This is a genomic window from Bacillota bacterium (assembly GCA_018818595.1).
Classification (GTDB): Bacteria; Bacillota_I; Bacilli_A; order Izemoplasmatales; family Hujiaoplasmataceae; genus JAHIRM01.
Window position 1 is genome coordinate 13,809 of the sequence record JAHIRM010000050.1, and the last position, 20,416, is coordinate 34,224.

The following is a 20,416-nucleotide window of genomic DNA, read 5'->3' on the forward strand; positions in this document are numbered from 1 at the left end:
TAGATAAGACTTAAACAGATTATAAATAAATATATATGAATTGGAGAATTATTATGAAGAATGAATCAAGTAACATTATAAAGTATTTCAGTATTACATTTTTGATTTCATGGATTGCTTGGGCTCCATTTGTTTTATCTGGAATTGGGCTTTATGAAATGACAGACCTCTTGCAAAGCTTAATGATGCCAGCGATAATGATTGGAGCATTTAGTCCTATGATTTCTGCGATGATTTTACTTTACAAAAAGGGAAAATGGAAAGCCATTAAACAGTTTTTCAAAGAAAAATTAAATTTCCGAATAAAACCCATTTACTACGTGTTAGCAGTCTTAATTCCATTAGGAGTGACACTGTTTGCTCATTATTTTACCAATTTTACTGGAATTGATTCATTACCAAACAACTTATTTCCTGAAGGGTTAAATGTACCAGTAATTGTATTGATATTACCTTACATACTTTTTATTGCAATCCTAGGTGGAGGACAAGAAGAATTTGGCTGGAGAGGATATGTTCAAGATCCACTTCAAAATCGTTTTGGCGTTTTAAAAGGAAGTGTCATATTAGGCTTTATGTGGGGACTTTGGCATTTACCCTTATGGTTTATGCCAGGAGAAGGACATGAATATTATTCGTTTTTTGCATTCCTTCTATTCACCATAAGCTTTTCTGTTATTATTGGAATCATTTATAATGTAAGTGGGAAAAAAATGGTTGTGCCATGGATTATGCATACGATTAGCAATACCGCAGTACCGTTATTTCCTGTGTTATTCTTAGCATTTGTCCCACAACCAGGTTACTGGGTTTGGGTTGGAGTAAATATTTTGACCGCAATAGGACTATTCATTTGGTATAAGAAAAGAAATGGTATAGTAAAAGCCTAAGTATTGAAGATACTCTGTCAATAGAATGGTTTTAGGTGTTTGTGTTGCGTTACTATAGAATAAATTAATGAGAAAAAGGGTATCAAGTTTGAACTTGATACCCTTTTTACTATCAAAATGTTACTGAAATATTAATCAATAATAGACATATTTCTTCCTGCGGTTTTTGCTTCATACATTCTAGAGTCCGCAAAAGCAATTAAGGATTCAATATTGACCTCTTCATGTTCTGGATAGGAAGTTCCACCAATACTAATTGTTACTTTGATAGATTGAGAATTATGTTTAATTTCCATATCTTCAACAATATGACGTATTTGTTCAGCTGATTTCATTAAATCCTCTTTTGAAGCTCCTGATAAAACAATGATAAATTCTTCTCCACCATATCGAAAGAAGACATCGCCTTCTCTGACTGAACTTTTAACGGTTTTAGCAATTTCTTTTAATACTTTATCGCCTACGATGTGTCCATACGTATCATTGACAACTTTAAAATGATCTATGTCAAACATTAAAATTCCTATAGGCATATCATAACGAATTGATCTTACAAATTCTTCTTTAAATCTTTGCATGCCAAAGCGTCTGTTTAAGATACCAGTCAATGGATCGTTTGCGGCAAGTTTTTGAAGTTGACTGTATGTAATTGAATTCTTAAAGGCTAAAGACATACTCTTAACGAATAAATTAAGCATTTTTTGATGATAATCAGTAAACGTAGAAGTACCGGCTAAGATGACCAAACCAAGTGTAACCTCTTTATAGAGAATCGGTTCCAAAAGAACAGTTTTTGGACGAAAATCAACAAGTAATCCATTTAACTCCAGATCTTCAGGAATATCAATTAAAATTTTTCCTGAATGTTTTAAACTATTCCATACTAGGTCACTTTTAAGAAGTTTTTCAGGATATAAAATTCCAGAAGAATAAAGAATTTCAAGTTCCCCTTCCTTTTCAATTAAGATGGCTCCGCCATTTGCATTCAAATCAAGCATTAAATGTTGAAGAGATTCTTCTCCAAGCTTATTCAAATCAAGGTGAGTTGATAACATTTCAGTAAAAGATTTGGCTTTTTCTGATGATTGAAATTCTTTTGATAAAGATGAAACTAAAGAATTAAATGATTTTGCACTTTCGCCAAATTCATCTTCAGAATCGATTGGCAAGAAGCAATCTTCATCTAAACAATAATTAATATTAGCAGAATCTTTTCTTTGCATTATTCTTGTCTCAACTTGTTTCATATGTTGTGAAAGTTTTATGATTCTTTTTCCAACTATTTTTCTTGAGAGGAAAATATTAAAGAAACCAACTAAAATTCCCGCAATGATACATAAAACAAAAAAGAGTGGAGTTAAAATGTACTCTGATGGTGTTCCTGTTATTAAAACAAAAAAAGGAAAAATCACGCCAATTACAACGCCAAATCCAATCATAAATATTGCTAAATCATTAAAAACTTTCTTGGTAATCATGAGGGCCTCCTTCAAATCACATTAAGACGAATTTTGATTTGTTAATTGTATTATATCATAAATAGGAAATGTATTTCTATGGGAACAGATTTATAGATTAATATTTGTTTTGCATTTATCTAAATAGGATAAACTTAATCAGTCAAACAAGATTTGTTTAAAAAGCAAAGAATAATGTTTGACAATGTGTTACATTTAAAGTACTATGATGAATAGGCTTGCCCCCAAGCGAGTCGTGAATTAAAACTGCTACTGCCAAGTAGCAAAACTTGTCCTAACGCGGAAGCGTTTGGACATTTTATTTTGGAAGTAGAGATATAGAAAGCAGACAGATTTAGAGCAACCTAATTAGCTCCCTACGATGGTTGTTGATAATTTGGCTAATCTAATACTGATAATTAAGAGAATCACCATAAAACGGAATTATTGCGACTTGTGAATGAATATGTGGTATAATTATATTGTGAAAATAATGGAATTTAATTTTATAAATTAAATCAGATTTAATAATTACTAAGTCGTATAATCGTGATTGATATTATTTAAATTTTAATTTTAGGAAAAGAAACCAAAAAAAACGATATTGATTGGAGTTTTAGAGAGAAAAATAATTCAGATAGTATTCTTTGCATACTGGTGTACACATTTATTGATCTTTTACAAAATCATAAGAATTCTATATCTATTAAATAATAAATATAGGAAGGAGGTTTTGAGAATGGCACTGATGAGTAATTATACTGTCTTTTTAGATGAAACAACAAATAAATGGGTTGTAAGAAGACACGGTTCTGTAAAACAATCTGATGCTTTTGATACTCAAGCAGAAGCAGTTGAGAGAGCGAAATTCTTGGCAGGTAAGACAGTTGGAAAAGTAAATATCATGAATAAAGAAGGAAAAGTAAGAGCACAAGCCTTAAAATCAAATAAGAAATAAAAAAATGTTAAGTGTAGGAAACATTTTTAAAATAAGCTGAAATTATTAGAAAAAAGAAAACATTTTTAACAAAGAGGTTTTCTTTTTTATTTTAATGGTTGCTTGAGGTTTTGATATAACATTTATTGATGATTTTCGTTCTTTATAATAAAATAAATAAAATAATTAGCAGAAATATATAATACTCACATAAGAAATTTAATAAGTAATTGCATCAAAAATTATGCATAGCATAACAAAGCTATTTGCAATACAAATATTCACAAAGAGTGAAATGGAATGCACATCTTTAAAAGGATGAAGGCATGAGAAATTGAACATGAACTGTGTTTTTGTGGTATAATGAGTCAGCAAGAGAAGCATTAGGAATAAAGTGTTTTCGATTTTTATTAAATAATAATTGAACGTATTTACGTAATTAAAATCAATATTTATTATGATATTAGAAAAGGAGAGTGAAATTATGTTATTATCCATTGCTCAAGTCGTTGTCGCAGTATTTGCATTAATTGTAATGTACTTTGCGTATTTCAAAAACAATACATTAGGAAAATTATCTGCATTTGTAATTTTAACTGCAATACTATTGATACAAGTATTTAATGGTCTTGCAGGCGTTATTGCAGGCGCTGATTTTCTAAATTTCTTAGAAAGCATTTTTAAAGGAATTGCAGGTCTTATTATATACGTTGAATTAGCAGCATTAATTATTCTTACGTTTTTTAGTAAATTTAAGACGAAAGTTGCATTATTGAAATGGTCTATAGTAGGGTATGTTATTTTATCCTTGCTAATTGAATTTCATGTATTTAGCTAATTAAAATTAATACAAACAAAGATATTATTATTTAAAACAAAAAAAGCCGGTTAAAAAACCGACTTTTTTTATATAAATAATTCATATACATCTATGATAGTAAAACTTTATTTCATTACTTTTTATAGGTGAGTCTGTATAAACATAAGAATGCTCCCATTGATGATAAAATTCCTGCAATGATCAAGCCATAGGAAAGAATCCAATCAAATTCAATTTCTGTAACGATACTCAATATAGTAACAGTAGTTGTTGTATATAAAGGTAACGTAAATAATAAAACAGCACCTACTGTGAACAATAGTAAAGAAATAATTGAACTTTTCTTAAAATATAACATAACAAGACTCGCGATTAAAGGTAATAGATATGCTAATACTCCCCAAAAGCTCCAAACGATTTGTAAAGAATCTAAATAGAAGAACTCAGTACCAAATACTACTTCATAGCCTAAAAAAGATGAATCTGAATTTTGAAAAGACAAAGCCGGAAAGAAAATCATTACGGCAACCGCAATTCCTATAAACGTTATGATAAAAGAAAACAAACTCTCTGTATTTTTTTTCATTATTTTTTCTCCTTAAGATAAAATATCTATAATTCTATGAATCTATAACTTAATAACGTCTTCTACCACTGAAAAAATTAATCACCCAAAGTAATAAGACAGCTCCTAAAACTGCGAAACAAAAGCCCCAAAAACTAAATGTTGAAATTGTAGCGAGATCTAAAGAATAAGCAATTCCTCCTCCAATTACTGACCCAAGCAAACCAACAACAATATTAGCGAGCAACCCAATTCTTCTGTTATTTCGACTTAGAATGCTTGCAATCCATCCAACGATTGCTCCAAATAATATCCATAATAGTAAATACATATAGTACACCTCCTCTCAAAAATCAAACATTTCTAAATATAACATTATAAAACGAAAAACTTTTTCTATTGATATTTAAAGATGAATGCTTATAAACTATACACTTTCAATAATCCTTTATTTTTTAAGAAGATACCCTTAAATGTAATCTTATACGTTTTAATGCTGGAATCTAGCCTTAACTAATGTGCGAAAATATATGAAAATATAGTTTGTAAATATAATATAACGCAAAATGAAGTAAAATGCAATACCGTATATGAAAATAATGTTGACAATATGAAAATAAAGGCGTATAATGAAATTAGCTAGGATCAAATCAGACACGAGTATCACGAATGGAGAACAACTATATGAATAATAATAAAATTTTTATCGCATTAAAAGTAATATCACTTATGCTATTTGCAGGAATAGGATTGACACTTGTTGCATGCAACACAACGACAACAACAACGTCAGCGATATCAACTTCTGCAACAACCACTACTACTACGAGCACAAACGCCACGACTACAACAACTGAAGAACCAGTCATTTTGAATGCAACATTGACCGATCTTAGTATTGATGGAACAACCGTAATGGGATTTAGTCCATCAACAAATGATTATGTTTTGGTTTTATCTTCAGATGTGACTGAAACACCTACCGTCGAAGCAGTGAAATATGCAGCTGAGTCTACAGTTGTCATTGTAGATGCAGTTAATATCGAATCAGAAGAAGCAAGTGACAGAACGACGACAATAACTGTTACCACAGAAGACGAATTGACAGTAAATGTATATACAGTCTTATTTGAATCAACTATCGCGCCTGTTTCATTAGGAACAGCAGATGATTTTGTACTATTAGCAAAAACAGGAATCGATACTGCAACTAGTTCAATAGTTACAGGAGATATTGGTGTAAGTCCAGCAGCGGCTACTTATATTACCGGATTTTCGTTGATTTTAGATAGTACAACTACATTTTCAACTTCAATTCAAGTCGTAGGCCAAGTTTTTGCCAGTGATTATACTTCACCAACAGGAACGATTCTTACTACAGCAATTTCAGATATGGAAACAGCATATATTGAAGCTGCAGGAAGAGCAGCAAATTACAACGAATTATACGCAGGTGATTTAAGCGGAAAAACTTTAACCACTGGAGTATACAAATGGAGTAATAGTGTATTAATTAACACAGATCTTACTTTAACCGGAAGTGCAACAGACGTTTGGATCTTTCAAATTGCTGGAACATTAACACAAGCTTCAGGAATAAACATTACATTAGCTGGCGGAGCAGTAGCTGAAAACATTGTTTGGCAAGTTGCTGACACAGTAGCCATTGGAACAGGAGCTCATTTTCAAGGTACGCTTCTTGCAATGACAAACATCGTTTGTGAAACGAGTGCCTCAATTGATGGAAGTCTTTATTCTCAAACAGCAATTACACTTGATGCATGTACAGTTACAAAACCTTAAATCAAAGTAATAAAAAGAAATAAATTGATTTTAAAAAAACTAAATATATAGCTCTTTATGTTATTTAAAATAAGGAGCTATATTAGTTTAAAAACATTAACAATTATTTTACTAGAAGTTGTATTGATTTTAAATTTTCATGTAGCATATTATGCATACTGAATATTTAAGGTAAACAACAAATATTAATGTAAATCATTACGAAAGAGATGAATTTTGTGGAAGAGTTTACGCTTTATACAATCGAACAAATTTCAGATATACTCAAGGTTACGAAAAGAACAATTTATAACTATATTAAAAGCAACGATTTAAAAGCAGTTAAATTTGGAAAATACTGGAGAGTTAAGCACTTTGATTTTCAAGAATTCATAGACAATGGTACCAACAAAAAATAAGGCTTTAACAATCGTTCTAGCCCTTAATATCTATGAGGATTATCAAGATATATCTGAGAAAATTTTCATTTGTTCTATTTAAAACATTTATTAAATCAATTTCATTTTTTATTAGGCATGCGCTATTTTGAGCATGCCTTTTTTCGTTTTAAGAAGACAGTGATAATAGATATAAATGTTATAGCAATTACAAAAAATAATGTTTTTTTTTTTAAAATAGTTACTTTTATATCAGAGTAAGATATGATATGATTTACCATATATGAATTTATTTTTGTTTTTTGAGTAATAATGATTTAGTCTATTTTTTCAAATTCAAATATTTAAGTATTATTATTCAATCTTTACATAATTTATTCTGACTTTAGGAGGATTTTTGAAATATGCTACATAGTAGAAAAGGATTTGTATTTGGTTCTTTGCTTGTTGCTATTTTTTTGGTTATTTGGACGTTTAAAGTTTCTCTTGAGGGTGGACGATTAAGTCTTCTCCCTGGAGGAATCATCCTGATTTATATGGTAATCCATTTTTTCTTTTTTTGGATTAGGATTATAGCTGGGAAAAGAAAAGGATGGATTAGTTTTATTCCGTCTCTCCCATCCGGAATAATAATGATAATTTTATTTTATCAATGGATAAAATATAAGGCATATTTAGGTTGTCCTGATGGAGGAATATGTGAAGATACTTTATCACCATTTTTATTTATTACTACAGGAATTACACTTTTTTGTGTTATCTATTCTTTGATTTTTGAGTTGACGTTAAAATATATTCCAATTGATAACCAAATTAATAACACTCCTTTACCTGCAAATCCAAATGAACAAGATTTAACTATTGAGACAGACCAAATTGGAATTCCTCAAAAAATTACAAACAACCGTATATTTAATCGTACTAATTGGATTCAAGTTATAATAGTTATCGGAGGGGGACTACTTTCATTTGGAGCAGTCTATTTAGTGTATGCATTAATTGATTTTTTAATTGGATGGACAGGATTGAATATTCTTCCTTGGATTTTATTACTGATATACTCCTTTGTTTTAACCATATTATTTTTGCTTTCTGAACGTACAAAATGGCCATCATCTGTGAAGGCTGCAATGTTTACAGCTCTCATCGTTATTTGGATTGGAACGTTTGAAGAGATTGAATTTAGTAGTAATAATATAAGTCATCTTGTCTACTTCCTTTCAATAGCAGTTCCAATTGGAGCTATAGTTTATGTATTCTTTTTAAAAAAACCGTGGGTGTATTACATTGCCATCATTTTTTCAGTACTTTTAGGATTTACTTTATTTAACTAACTAACTTTGTTTTATCATTTGATGTTTATGGAGATGATTTGTTATGAAGGCTCAAGAATATACAATAAAACTTTTGAAAATAGAACATTTGGATAAAGAATATTATAGTTTCGATTTTTCAAAACCAGAAGGATTCGAATTTGTTGAAGGACAATTCGGAGTATTTACTCACGTGAACAAAGTGATGGAAGGGAAACCATTTAGAGCGTTTAGTATTGCCTCTACCAATGAAGAACCCTTCCTAAAAATAGCTACAAAAATCACTTCATCTCCCAGCGAATTTAAACAAAGACTCTTAAATTTGGCGTTAGGTGAAGAAGTGATTTTACGTGCACCCATGGGTGATTTTAAATATGACGAAACACAAAAGGCAGTTTTTATTGCTGGAGGGATTGGCATTACTCCAATTAGAAGCATTATACTTTCAATGAAAAGACTAAATGAAAATCGTCTTGACACATTAATCTATTCAGAATTAGAGAGTACTTATCCATTTAGCAGTGAACTTGAAAGCACAAAAAAGCTAGAAGTCTTTTATTCTGCCGATATTGAACCCACTCAAAAATTAATCACTGATACGATAAATATTTATCAAAATAAAGCATTATATTACCTTTCTGGAAGTCCTGGATTTGTGAAAGGAATAACGGAATTATTAAAAGTCCACGGAATACTCGAAACGAAAATCATCTATGATGTTTTTGTTGGATACTAATTTTCACATACTTGAATTCACAATTATTAATTGATTATAATCGTTCAATCTAGACTGTTAAGGAGCCAAAATGAAAAAAATAACAACGTTGATTTTGATAGTGCTTTTGCAGTTAACAGTCTCAGGTTGTGTATATCGTCAAAAAGATAGTCTTTTAAAATGGTTTGATGTTACCAAATTTAATCAAGAATTAATTGATATGTGCTCTGGAGATGGATATGAAAACATTATAAAAGGTGATCCATACTATTGTCCGTTATACACTCAAGAAGATTTAGATCCTAAATTAGAACTGTATATGGAAGAGTTAAGCTTGACGTTTGTAAAGGGCTTAGGAGTTAGTAATGTTTATACCGCTTTAGAACAACTTAAAATTGATTTTGAAGAGCCAATCTCAGATAATGAAGTGCTTTTAAGAGTGGACTTTGTTAATTTCTATACTTGTATTGCTTTAGATGAATATCAAAATGAAAAAATTGTGTATCTAGCCGCTCATACCCCAAAAGGTATTGACAAAAATGCATACATTTATGATAATCCTCTTGAACTTACCTACAAAAAATTAGAAGATATTATTGAAACTCATCAAGGAGAAAGTTTTGAATTTACGATATCGTATAGCAATGGGTTTGTTCAAACCTATAAAGTATATCTAAACGACGAATTATTTAATAACATATTTTTTGCAAAAGATTCAAATCTGTTTTTAGGAGAACTGTTTTACGAGTGTACCTTGTGTACTTATGTACTAGTAGAAGAAGAGTGGATACTTGCTGATAACAATCTTTATACTCCAATTATCTTCTACATTCTTTATGAAGATGATTTAATGAAAGGCTATTACCATAAAGGATTTACCGATTATGGTGCTTCCATATATGAGACAGCTTTTGAGTTGGCTGTAAATCTTGACTAACAATCTTAGTACCATAGGCTGAATCAATTCAATAAAGAAAATATCAATTTTTAGGAGGATAACCAAAATGGTAGGTCACACAAATCAAATTAGTGCAATAGAAATCAAATCAAAAGAATCAAAAAACGCCTTTATGAAAGTATTAATTTCACCTAATGAAGGTTGGGAAGATTACGTTATGAGAGTAATAGAAGTGAAAGAAGAAGGGGTTACACCGCTTCATAGTCATCCTTGGCCACATATCAATTACATTATTGAAGGAAAGGGACAATTAATGATACAAGGCGAAACAAACATTGTGACTTCTGGGTCTTATGCGTTTGTTCCAAGTAATACGTTACATCAATTTAAAAACATTGGTAAAGAGACATTTAAGTTTATCTGTATTGTTCCCAAAAAAGGGCACATCATTTAAAACTATTTTTATTATAAAAAATGAATTAAATGAATTTTTAAAAAAGCGTCTACTACTGGACGCTTTTTCTTTTATTACATTAAAATGTATTTGAAGTTATAGATTCCTTCGTATAAATTGTGGTAAAATAGAATCACAATCATTTATTAAAACAGTAAACATATATATAAATCAATAAAAAAAGGAAGTTTTATTTTTGAAAGAAGCCATTCTTTATCAAAAACTTGATTTTGACAAAGTCCAATGTAAAGTATGTAATCATTACTGCAAGATTTCAGAAGGAAAAAGAGGAATTTGTGGAGTAAGAGAAAATATTCATGGAGTATTATTTTCTCTCAATTACGGAAAAACAATCGCAAGAGCGATTGACCCCATCGAAAAAAAACCTCTATATCATTTCATGCCAAAATCAAAGATCTATTCTTTTGCGACTGTGGGATGTAATTTTCACTGCGAATGGTGTCAAAATTATGACATTTCTCAAAGCTCAAAACAATATAATTACATATTAGGAGAGATGATTTCACCAGAAGAACATGTACAAAAAGCAATTGATTCTAGATGCCCTTCCATAGCTTATACCTATTCAGAACCAACCATCTTTTTAGAATATGCCCTAGACACAATGAAACGAGCAAAAGAAAAAGGATTAAAGAACGTTTGGGTAACAAACGGTTATATGAGTAAAGAGACCTTAGAGTTGATTTTACCGTATTTAGACGCAGTAAATGTGGATTTTAAGGGACCTGATGATGAAGTGTATCAAAAGTATTGTGGAGGAAGTGCAACGACTGTAATGGATAACTTAATTGCCTTTCAAAAAGCTGGAGTTCATCTTGAAATCACAACGTTAATTATCCCAGGAATAAATGATAAACAAATTCAGCTTGAAAAAATCGCGTTTTTTATTGCTTCGAAACTAGGAAAGAATATTCCATGGCATCTCTCAAGATTCTTTCCGGCTTGGAAAATGTTAGATAAAACAATTACCCCAAGAGATACATTAGAAATGGCAAAAACGTTAGGTAAAATCGCGGGATTAAATCATATCTATTTGGGTAATGTATAATTGAATTTTTATATTTCAGTTAGGAGATGAAAAAACATGTCACTTATTGGAGCATTTGTAGTTCCACATCCCCCTTTAATTGTTCCAGAAATTGGAAAGGGAGAACAATCACGTATTCAAAAAACGATTGATTCTTATAAGGCAATTGCCAAAAAAATCGCTTTATTAAAACCAGAGACGATTATCATTACAACGCCACATTCTGTTCTATATTCAGATTATATACATATTTCACCAGAACCCAAAGCAAAAGGAAGTTTTAAAGACTTTGGTGCGCCTTCAATTCAATTTGAAGTTGATTATGACGAAACCTTGATAAAAATGATTTCATCTCTTGCGACTTCAAAGAATATAGCGGCAGGGACCAAAGGAGAAAAAAGTACAGTATTAGATCACGCAACAATGGTTCCACTTTATTTTGTTAATCAATATTACAATAACTTCAAATTAGTAAGAATATCACTTTCTGGTCTATCAGATTCAACTCACTATCAATTTGGAATGTGCATTAATGAAGCAGTTCAACAATCTAAAAAAAGAGTTGTTCTAATATCTAGCGGAGACCTTTCACATAAATTAACAGAAGATGGCCCTTATGGCTTTGCAAAAGAAGGACCTATCTTTGATAAAAAAGTAACCAATGCTTTATCAAATGGAGATTTTATGGAATTATTTTCTTTTGATGAGGATTTCTTAGAAAAAACAGCAGAATGTGGATTAAGATCGTTTCTAATGTTAGCGGGAGCGCTAGATGGAAAATCAATTGAATCCGAGTTACTCTCCTATGAAGGACCTTTTGGTGTGGGGTATGCTATTGCGTCATTTAAAATTTTAAAAGAAGACAAATCAAGACAATTTGGTCTGCTATTTGAAAAACAGGAAAGCTCAAAATTGCGCCTTTTAAGAGAAAAAGAAGATTCCTTTGTAAAATTAGCAAGAAAATCGCTAGAATATTATATTCACACTCATAAAAAACTTGATTGTCCTATAAATCTTGAAGAAGAACTTTTAAAAGAAAAAGCAGGAGTATTTGTCTCTTTAAAAATGGATAATAGATTAAGAGGTTGTATTGGTACAATTTATCCTACAACGAAATGTATTGCTTATGAAATTATTCAAAATGCAATCAGTGCAGGAACTCAAGATCCTCGATTTCCTCCAGTATTAGCAAGCGAACTTTCCAAATTAGTCATAAGCGTCGATGTTCTTGGAAAAAAAGAAGCCATTTCTTCGTTAGAAGAATTAGATGTTTTGCGTTATGGAGTAATCGTTTCTTCAAAAGGCAAATCAGGACTTCTTTTACCAAATCTAAGCGGAATCACAACTCCTTTCATGCAAGTTCAGATTGCTTTGCAAAAAGCTGGAATCAACAAGGAAGAATCATATTCTATGGAAAGATTTGAAGTAATAAGACATCATTAAATGTAAGAGTTTATATAAAACGATAATCTTTTTAACGAGTAAAAAACGATATAACAAATAAAAATTTATTTGAACATCCAATTTACTTTAGTGATTTTAAATAGTATAATTTAATTATATTGGTTGAAGCTATTTTATAATATTTTCTTTAGAATCAACTTATAAAAGCTTTACATCCATAGGAGGAGATTAAATGTTTAAAAAAATACTGTATTTTTTCGTTGCAAGTTTTCTAATTCTTTCTCTATTTGCTTGTTCTGAAGCATTTTACTCACAAACAGCTGAAACCAATTCGGCTTTATCAAGTATTGTTCAATTAGCAGATGAAACAACTCCAGAACGCAAAATCATGTACGAAGTAGATATTTCCTTTGATGTTGAGGATTTAGAGGAATCTTCTGATTTTTTAAAAGCAGCAATGGATTCAGATGAATGGTTTGATCAAGAACTAATTACAACGAGCTTACATTCGTATGTTATTCGGATTAGAACCGATCATTTAGATGCTTTTATTCAAACTCTTCAAGATGAATTTATGCTTCGTTCATATAAGAAAATTGGGACAGATATTTCTATAATGTATCAAGATACTTCCAATCAAATTCTATCTCTTGAAGCACAGTTAGAAAGACTAGTTGAACTATACGACCAATCAACGCTTTCTGAAATGATCATCATTAACGAACAAATTTCTGACATTGAAGTCGAACTGGCAACTCTTCAAGGAATTGTGAATCAATATGATAGTTTAGTAGATTACAGCACGGTAACTCTTAAATTCTATGGTAGTACTATTGTTACTAAATCTCCTTTTTTTAACAGATTAGGAAATGCCTTTGTGGATGGATTTGATGCACTATTACTATTTTTTGATGGATTATTTATTGTTTTAGCTACAATTTTCCCATTCTTAATCGTTATAGCTATTGGAGTATTTACCGGTTTCTATATTTATAAAAGAAAAAAGAACAAGAAAAAGGCGATAGATCAGCCAAAGATTGATAAATAGATTATTTACAGAATATTTTAAAAAAAAGACTATGATTCTCTTATAACTTTGTAATAAAGAAAGTTGTTATAAGGAAAATAGTCTTTTATTTATAATTGATAAATATTTCAATGAGTATGTATTATTTTTCGGGGTCATTATTGAAGATGGCAAGTTGAACAATCATGTGTTTGTCATCATCAAATGGCCAAACTAACCAATGGTGCTTTTTTAAATCAATCATCTTTTTAAGAGAAAGTAGACCATAATCGCCTAAACCATAGCCAAAATTGTGAACATAATCAGAATGCATTTGATCCATTTTTGTTAGATTTTGAATAGAGGTTAGAACATTTTGGTAAAATGAAGAATTAATTTCACTTTGGAAAATATCTGATAATACAATTAATGTTGCGTGTTTTTTTAATAAAAAAAGAATATTCTTGTTAAAAGCATCAATAATTAAAGGCATTATATCTAACATGGAAGTTTCAATGAATTTAAGAAGATTTTCTGAAATGTCAGATTCTCTTAATTGATTTGTAAGAGACAAAACTTGATTGTAAATTAATTGAGTATAAATGGGAGAAATAACAATTAAATCAAAATAGCCGATATACTCCTTTAAGAAAGAAGACTCAGAAATATCTTTCATTTTGTGGTCTATAAATGATTTAATAGATTCTTTTGTTTGAATAGAAGACATTAAATATATAAGGTCATTAAAAAAATTGTTATTTTCAAATCCAGTAAATTCTACTTTCAAAATTCCAGTAACTTTTTCAAAAATTCTTTGTTTCTTTAATCCTAATTGTACATTTTCTACATCAATATCGGCAATAAATATTTGATTAAAGAGTTTTGTGAAGGACCCTATATTTAAATCATCACAATTTCCAGCACCAACAAGGAGTACACGATCGTGAATGTTTTTAGTAAGAACCAAATAATTTTTAGTAATCTCGTCGATTTGATTTCGATAGTTTTCCCATTTAGCAAATCGATTAATTGACGAATTATTAATGTCTTTATTAAACTGTTCAATGTGCTTCATACCGTCACCCTTTCTACTTAATTACATTGTATCCGAAACAAACGTTGTCTACAAGAAATAAATTAGTTTTTGAATATAAAAATACAAGATGTGTTATTGAATAGAAGAACAACACTTTTTATGAAAAAAAGTAGAAAGTCTAAAAACTCTCTACTTTTATCTGTTTATTTTGGTTATTCAGCTGGCTCCACGTAATCTGTGAAGGTACAAACGTCAGGTTGAAAAGTAGTATCAATGTATTCTCTTACCGTTCCAATTGCATCTACAGAAGATTGAACTACAGCTAACATATCATCGTTTTGTAAAACGCTATCCGAATAGAACTCATACACTACATCATCTTTGTAAATATATTGAAAAGTATTTCCTTGTACGCAGACAGCCACCACAGCTCCATCTGGTATTCCCTCTTCATTATTACATCCTACAAGTAATAATGAAGTCATAATAACCATACATAAAACAAACAATTTTTTCATAATTTCCCCCAAATACTAGATTTTTAAAAATAAAATGCATAAAATAATGATAAAGTATAGTATATTTTACAATTTTATAGTGATTATTACAATTGGATTTTGATTTTTTTTAAAAAATGATATAATATAGGTATAACACAAGTATAAATAATGACAGAAAAATTCTTTAAAGTAAGGAGTAAATCATATGAACTATTTTGTAACTGAATGGAAACATTTACTTGAAAAAAAGAAAATCAGAATTAAAATTGAAGCGAGATCTATCATTGTATTTGTAGTAGATGAACTGCCGTATGCTCTGCTAGATAAATGTCCTCATCAAGGATTTCCGCTATTTAATGGCAGGTTTGAATCAGGAATAATTCAATGCAAAGAACATGGACTTGAAATTGATGTAAGAACAGGGGTTGTCATCAATTTGGTAAAAGCGAATTATTTAGATTTAAGTGAATCAGATCGCGTTGTAAAGACGTTTCCAGCTTTCGTTGAACGTGATAAAGTATATGTAGTTCTTTAGTGAATTTATGTTCAAAATATTATGAAGACGCACTTTTTCCTTTCAAAATTCAAGGAAATTAGTGCGTCTTTTCTATTTTTACCAACAAGCAATTGAACTGTCAGTTCGAGGATCTGTTCCTCCAACTAAAATACCAGTCTCTGAATTTCTCCAAATGATTTGACCTCTTCCAAAATGAGACAGCTGTGGTTCAATTTGAACAATATGTCCTAATTTTTGAAGACCTAAAATGATATTAGAAGGCATTTGAGATTCGACAATTATTTTCTTGCCTTCCATCCATTGCCATCGTGGAGCGTCTAAAGTTGCCTGTGGATTTAAATGAAAATCAATCGCATTCATAATAACTTGAACATGGCCTTGTGGTTGCATAAATCCACCCATCACTCCAAAAGGACCAATTGCCTTTTGATCTTTGGTTAAGAATCCGGGAATAATAGTGTGATATGGTTTTTTTCCTGGCAAGATAACGTTTGGATGGCTTTTATTCATACTGAAATTATGACCTCGGTTTTGCAAAGCAATTCCAGTTCCCGGAACAACTAAACCCGAACCAAATCCCATATAATTGCTTTGAATGTAGGAAACCATATTTCCTTCTCCATCTGCAGTAGCAAGATAGACTGTTCCACTTTCATAAGGCTTTCCATTGCTTGGTAAAGAAGCATTTTCATTTATTAATTTTCGTCTAGAATCTGAATAAGATTCACTTAATAAATCAGATGAAGAATATGGCATAGAAGATGGTTCAGTAATATAAGCCATCCCATCAGAAAAAGCGAGTTTCAATGCTTCGATTTGTAAATGATAGGTTCTGATGGTATCTTTTTCCTCGAAAGTGAATCCTTTTAAAATGTTTAAGGCTTGTAAGGCAATTAACCCTTGACCGTTAGGAGGAATCTCCCAAACATTATATCCTCTATAATTAATAGAAATTGGTTCAACCCAAGAAGGATTGTAATTCATTAAATCAGATTTTCTGATAAATCCATTATATTGTTGAGAAAACGCATCAATTTTATCTGCTAATTCGCCTTTATAAAACGCGTCAGCATTCGTTTTTCCAATTTTTTCCAAAGTATCTGCATGATCTTTTGAAAACCAAAGTTCACCTTCAAATGGTGCTCTTCCTAACGGAGCAAACGTCTTGAACCACGATTCATATTCTTCGCCTTTTAAATTTTTTTCATATAATTTAAAGGCATTATTCCAGTGATATGCTAATGTAGGAGAAAGAGGGTATCCTTTTCTAGCATACTCAATTGCAGGAAGTAAACATTCAAGAAGAGGTAGTTTACCAAAACGTTTTGAAAGTTCTCTCCATGCAGAAGGAATTCCTGGCACTGTAACCGGAATAAAGCCAAAACGAGGTATTTCATTATATCCTCTATCTTTAATTGCATCCACGGAAATGCTGTTTGGAGCAACGCCACTTGCATTCAATCCATATAATTTATCTTTGACAAAAACCAATGCAAAAGCATCTCCACCAATGCCATTTGAAGTAGGTTCAGTAACTGTAAGACAAGCAGCTGTGGCAATAGCAGCGTCTATAGCATTTCCACCTTTTTTTAAGATATCAAGACCTGCTTGAGCTGCCAAAGGTTGACTTGTTGCGACCATTCCTTTTTGAGAATAGGTGACATTTCTTTTCGAAGCGTAAGGATAAGAATTTGAAAATGGGATGAACATACATAGCCCTCATTTCGTTTTATAAGAATAACATTCCAAGAATGGCGCCAATAACAATGACAAGCCATGGAAGTTTTTTGAGAAGTTTAAAGATGACGGTTAAAACAAGAAGTAATAGTAAGGCTATCCAATCGATACTAAAGACTGGATCAACTGATATAACAGTAATTAAAACGACCTTAACAAACGCATAACCAATTAGTCCAATAATTCCAGCTTTTATAAAATAAAACCAATTGATTACAAGACTTGAAGAACGGTGTTTTCTTAATAAATTTGCCAAAGAAGAAACAATCAAAAATGAAGGTAAGACAAACCCAAACGTTGCAGCGATAGCTCCTAATATACCAAAATGTTCAAATCCAACATAGGTAGCAACATTTATTCCGATTGGACCAGGAGTTGATTGTGCAATCGCAACCATTGAAATAAATTCATTTAATGTGAGCCACCCTCTTGCAACAACCTCTTGTTGGATTAATGGAATAGCAACCATTCCTCCACCAATTGTAAATAAACCGACATAGATAAATAGCAAAATAAGTTCAATCATAATTTTTTCCTCGCTTTCTTGGCTAAAATGAAAGCGCGAAGAGTACCTAAAACAAACGAAAGTAAAATGACGAGTGTTGTAGGGACATCAAGAAAAAAAACTAAGCTAAAACAAAGTAAAGCATATAGCAAAGTAATAATGTCTTTTATCGCATTTTTTCCGATATCAAAAATCGCAAAGGCAAGCAAAATGACTACAACCAAAGTTATTCCTTTTAAAGCACTTACCACAATTGGAATTTCAGCAAATTCTTTTAACCCAGTCGCAATCAACATAATTACAACTAAAGAAGGCAGTACAATTCCTAAAACAGCAAAAAAAGCACCTTTCCATTTTCGAAGGTGCATACCAACAAGCGTTGCAATGTTTACCGCAATCATTCCAGGTGCGGTTTGGGAGACAGCGATATAATCAGCAAGCTCTTCTTCAGAAATCCATCCTCTTGAGACAAGTTCTCTCTTGATGATAGGAATCATTGCTAAACCACCACCAAAAGTGAAAGCCCCAATTTTTAAGAACACAAGAAAGATTTGAATAATACTAACCATAGTTTTACACTCACAAATCTATTTTAATTTAATTTCAATTTAAATTGAAATCATAGATAATTCTATTATACTATTTTGCCATAAAACATCATCTTTATCAAGGATAAGAACATTCTTTTTCAAAATACATGAAAATATATTTAAAACAATAAAATGGTAATTACCTGACTATAAATCATAGAAATATATACAATGCAATAAAAATAAGGTAATCCAAAAAGAATAATAAATCAATTGAAATAAAACTTGAAATCAAATAGCAATAAAAAAAGATTATTTATCGAAATAATCCTTTTTTCATTTAATTAAATAGAATTATTAATTTCCAAGTGATCCAACGATTGGTAATGTACTTAAAATAGAAGCTGTGTGAGGACTGCCAGCAAAAGCAAGTGTTGCGTCGGTACCTGCAAGATGCATTCCTTGATGCCATCCATTGTTCCACTCTGGATCGTTAGACACATCGTAAACAACTCCACTAACTGCCATATATGCAGTAGTACCGTTGTCACCATTATACGTAGCTAATTCTACTAAAGTAAATACACGAAGAGTTGATATAGTAGTTGTAGAAGTTGATGCAGTAGTTAACGTTGAGGTTGTAGTGCCGGTAGTTGTATCTGTTGATGCTGTAGTCACAGAGGTATCTGAGGTTGAAGTCGCAGTAGTTGTTGTAGTAGTAACTTCTGTATTTGAAGTTGTTGATGTTAAGGAAGTATCACAAGATACCAAAAACATTGCAAGCATAATTACAAATACAGATATATATTTTTTTAAAAACATTTTTTCACCTTCTTTGTTACTTCATTATACATTGGTTTTTAAAGAAGACAAAATGATATGCTTACAAATTGCATCCAACTAGTAAAAAGGGCTTTAAGGATTCTTAACATATTTTCAAATTATACATTGACAAGAACCAAAAATGTTATTATCATAGACGAAAGAGGTGAATCTGATGGAATCTATAGCCGTTTTAGGACCAATTGGTACATTCAGTGATGAAGCAAAAAATCAATTTCAAATCATTGTTAAACACTCATACGATTCACTTTATTGTTCCACAATGGAAGAAGTAATTAATGCGGTTAAAACAAAAGCCATATTAGCGATTGTCCCCATTGAAAACACATTAGATGGATACGTTCAAAGGAATTTAGATTTATTACTTCAATCTGAAGTATCCGTTATTGGAGAATTAACCATTCCGATTCAATTTTCAATGGTTGCTAATGCAAAAAATATAAAAGATGTAAATAAAATTTTTGTTCAATATGTAGCAAAAGGACAATGCAATGAGTTTTTTAAAACCATTCCAAATGTAAAAATAATCACAACAGAAAGCAATTCTGAATCTTTTCAACTATTTTCAAAAGGAATTGATCACGAAGGAGCTATTATTCCTTTTCATCTTTTCAATTCACAACCAATTAAATTTGGAATCGAGAATGTGACGGATTCTTTTCATAATGAAACAAGATTTTTAATTGTAAAAAAAGGATCTTTTGATCAAAATCTAAATATTTTAGATAAAAAAAATCAATTAAAAGTTTCTTTGGTTGTAAAAGAAGCAGACGATAAACCAGGTGTGTTATTTTCTATTCTTGAAGAATTTTCAAAAAGAAAAATAAATCTTATTTCTATTATGTCAAGACCCACAAAAGAACATATGGGTAAATACAATTTTTTCATTGAATTGGTAGCCACCCTTGAAGATCAAGAAATCATCTTTTTGACGATTCAACAATTATCAGTAAAGTACTTCATAAAAGTGTTAGGAATTTATCCGAAAATCTAAATATATGTTATAATTTTACTAAATCAATATTTTGACGATTTCATTTACATCTTTTGTATAGGAAGGA

General features: G+C 30.7%; 23 protein-coding genes. 14 read left to right on the forward strand and 9 right to left on the reverse strand.

Annotation, left to right across the window (positions count from 1 at the left end; translation table 11 throughout):
- Window positions 1–53 precede the first annotated feature (53 nt).
- On the forward strand, window positions 54–890 hold the full coding sequence (locus KJ971_08040) for a CPBP family intramembrane metalloprotease (GenBank protein MBU1145781.1): 837 nt from the start codon (window positions 54–56) through the stop codon (window positions 888–890).
- Window positions 891–1,021: 131 nt separating this feature from the next.
- Here the strand turns inward: KJ971_08040 and KJ971_08045 are convergent, their stop codons facing one another.
- Window positions 1,022–2,368: a GGDEF domain-containing protein gene (locus tag KJ971_08045; protein MBU1145782.1), complete on the reverse strand. Its 1,347-nt coding sequence runs from the start codon at window positions 2,366–2,368 to the stop codon at window positions 1,022–1,024.
- 718 nt (window positions 2,369–3,086) lie between these two features.
- Here KJ971_08045 and KJ971_08050 point away from each other — a divergent pair.
- Both KJ971_08050 and KJ971_08055 read left to right on the forward strand, forming a co-directional pair.
- Window positions 3,087–3,305: a DUF2188 domain-containing protein gene (locus tag KJ971_08050; GenBank protein MBU1145783.1), complete on the forward strand. Its 219-nt coding sequence runs from the start codon at window positions 3,087–3,089 to the stop codon at window positions 3,303–3,305.
- Window positions 3,306–3,768: 463 nt separating this feature from the next.
- The gene (locus KJ971_08055) at window positions 3,769–4,122 is read left to right on the forward strand and encodes a hypothetical protein (GenBank protein ID MBU1145784.1); all 354 of its coding nucleotides are present in this window, start codon (window positions 3,769–3,771) and stop codon (window positions 4,120–4,122) included.
- A 115-nt stretch (window positions 4,123–4,237) separates the two neighbouring features.
- Here the strand turns inward: KJ971_08055 and KJ971_08060 are convergent, their stop codons facing one another.
- Together KJ971_08060 and KJ971_08065 are read right to left on the reverse strand one after the other, a co-directional pair.
- A complete protein-coding gene (locus tag KJ971_08060) occupies window positions 4,238–4,690 on the reverse strand; it encodes a hypothetical protein (GenBank protein ID MBU1145785.1) in 453 nt (150 codons plus the stop codon).
- 49 nt (window positions 4,691–4,739) lie between these two features.
- Window positions 4,740–5,000, reverse strand: a complete 261-nt coding sequence (locus KJ971_08065; protein MBU1145786.1) for a GlsB/YeaQ/YmgE family stress response membrane protein — start codon at window positions 4,998–5,000, stop codon at window positions 4,740–4,742.
- A 353-nt stretch (window positions 5,001–5,353) separates the two neighbouring features.
- On the opposite strand from KJ971_08065, the gene KJ971_08070 reads away from it, so the two are divergent.
- From KJ971_08070 to KJ971_08110, 9 genes are all read left to right on the forward strand, one after another.
- Entirely contained in the window at window positions 5,354–6,472 is a 1,119-nt protein-coding gene (locus KJ971_08070; GenBank protein ID MBU1145787.1) for a DUF3494 domain-containing protein, read from the forward strand.
- Between the two features lie 218 nt (window positions 6,473–6,690).
- A complete protein-coding gene (locus KJ971_08075) occupies window positions 6,691–6,870 on the forward strand; it encodes a helix-turn-helix domain-containing protein (protein MBU1145788.1) in 180 nt (59 codons plus the stop codon).
- A 383-nt stretch (window positions 6,871–7,253) separates the two neighbouring features.
- On the forward strand, window positions 7,254–8,183 hold the full coding sequence (locus tag KJ971_08080; GenBank protein ID MBU1145789.1) for a hypothetical protein: 930 nt from the start codon (window positions 7,254–7,256) through the stop codon (window positions 8,181–8,183).
- 43 nt (window positions 8,184–8,226) lie between these two features.
- On the forward strand, window positions 8,227–8,898 hold the full coding sequence (locus tag KJ971_08085; protein ID MBU1145790.1) for an FAD-dependent oxidoreductase: 672 nt from the start codon (window positions 8,227–8,229) through the stop codon (window positions 8,896–8,898).
- Window positions 8,899–8,968: 70 nt separating this feature from the next.
- Complete coding sequence (locus KJ971_08090) at window positions 8,969–9,814, forward strand: hypothetical protein (GenBank protein MBU1145791.1); 846 nt, start codon at window positions 8,969–8,971, stop codon at window positions 9,812–9,814.
- A gap of 67 nt (window positions 9,815–9,881) precedes the next feature.
- The gene (locus KJ971_08095) at window positions 9,882–10,229 is read left to right on the forward strand and encodes a cupin domain-containing protein (GenBank protein MBU1145792.1); all 348 of its coding nucleotides are present in this window, start codon (window positions 9,882–9,884) and stop codon (window positions 10,227–10,229) included.
- Between the two features lie 196 nt (window positions 10,230–10,425).
- The gene (amrS, locus tag KJ971_08100; protein MBU1145793.1) at window positions 10,426–11,298 is read left to right on the forward strand and encodes an AmmeMemoRadiSam system radical SAM enzyme; all 873 of its coding nucleotides are present in this window, start codon (window positions 10,426–10,428) and stop codon (window positions 11,296–11,298) included.
- Between the two features lie 36 nt (window positions 11,299–11,334).
- Entirely contained in the window at window positions 11,335–12,720 is a 1,386-nt protein-coding gene (gene amrA / locus KJ971_08105; GenBank protein ID MBU1145794.1) for an AmmeMemoRadiSam system protein A, read from the forward strand.
- 193 nt (window positions 12,721–12,913) lie between these two features.
- The gene (locus KJ971_08110) at window positions 12,914–13,729 is read left to right on the forward strand and encodes a DUF4349 domain-containing protein (GenBank protein MBU1145795.1); all 816 of its coding nucleotides are present in this window, start codon (window positions 12,914–12,916) and stop codon (window positions 13,727–13,729) included.
- A gap of 121 nt (window positions 13,730–13,850) precedes the next feature.
- On the opposite strand, the gene KJ971_08115 is transcribed toward KJ971_08110, so the two are convergent.
- On the reverse strand, window positions 13,851–14,762 hold the full coding sequence (locus KJ971_08115; protein MBU1145796.1) for a hypothetical protein: 912 nt from the start codon (window positions 14,760–14,762) through the stop codon (window positions 13,851–13,853).
- 173 nt (window positions 14,763–14,935) lie between these two features.
- Window positions 14,936–15,241, reverse strand: coding sequence for a hypothetical protein (locus KJ971_08120; GenBank protein MBU1145797.1), 306 nt, complete (start codon window positions 15,239–15,241; stop codon window positions 14,936–14,938).
- A gap of 187 nt (window positions 15,242–15,428) precedes the next feature.
- On the opposite strand from KJ971_08120, the gene KJ971_08125 reads away from it, so the two are divergent.
- Complete coding sequence (locus KJ971_08125) at window positions 15,429–15,758, forward strand: Rieske 2Fe-2S domain-containing protein (GenBank protein ID MBU1145798.1); 330 nt, start codon at window positions 15,429–15,431, stop codon at window positions 15,756–15,758.
- Window positions 15,759–15,836: 78 nt separating this feature from the next.
- Here the strand turns inward: KJ971_08125 and KJ971_08130 are convergent, their stop codons facing one another.
- The 4 genes from KJ971_08130 to KJ971_08145 all read right to left on the reverse strand — a co-directional run bounded on the left by KJ971_08130 (window position 15,837) and on the right by KJ971_08145 (window position 19,289).
- Entirely contained in the window at window positions 15,837–17,450 is a 1,614-nt protein-coding gene (locus KJ971_08130; GenBank protein MBU1145799.1) for a gamma-glutamyltransferase family protein, read from the reverse strand.
- Between the two features lie 19 nt (window positions 17,451–17,469).
- A complete protein-coding gene (locus KJ971_08135) occupies window positions 17,470–18,003 on the reverse strand; it encodes a chromate transporter (protein ID MBU1145800.1) in 534 nt (177 codons plus the stop codon).
- Window positions 18,000–18,551 carry a chromate transporter gene (locus KJ971_08140; GenBank protein MBU1145801.1) on the reverse strand — a complete coding sequence of 184 codons (552 nt, stop codon included), beginning with the start codon at window positions 18,549–18,551 and terminating at the stop codon, window positions 18,000–18,002. The genes KJ971_08135 and KJ971_08140 overlap by 4 nt, the downstream gene beginning before the upstream one ends.
- A 318-nt stretch (window positions 18,552–18,869) precedes the next feature.
- Window positions 18,870–19,289, reverse strand: coding sequence for a hypothetical protein (locus KJ971_08145; protein ID MBU1145802.1), 420 nt, complete (start codon window positions 19,287–19,289; stop codon window positions 18,870–18,872).
- Between the two features lie 220 nt (window positions 19,290–19,509).
- On the opposite strand from KJ971_08145, the gene KJ971_08150 reads away from it, so the two are divergent.
- The gene (locus tag KJ971_08150) at window positions 19,510–20,349 is read left to right on the forward strand and encodes an ACT domain-containing protein (GenBank protein ID MBU1145803.1); all 840 of its coding nucleotides are present in this window, start codon (window positions 19,510–19,512) and stop codon (window positions 20,347–20,349) included.
- Window positions 20,350–20,416: the final 67 nt, after the last annotated feature.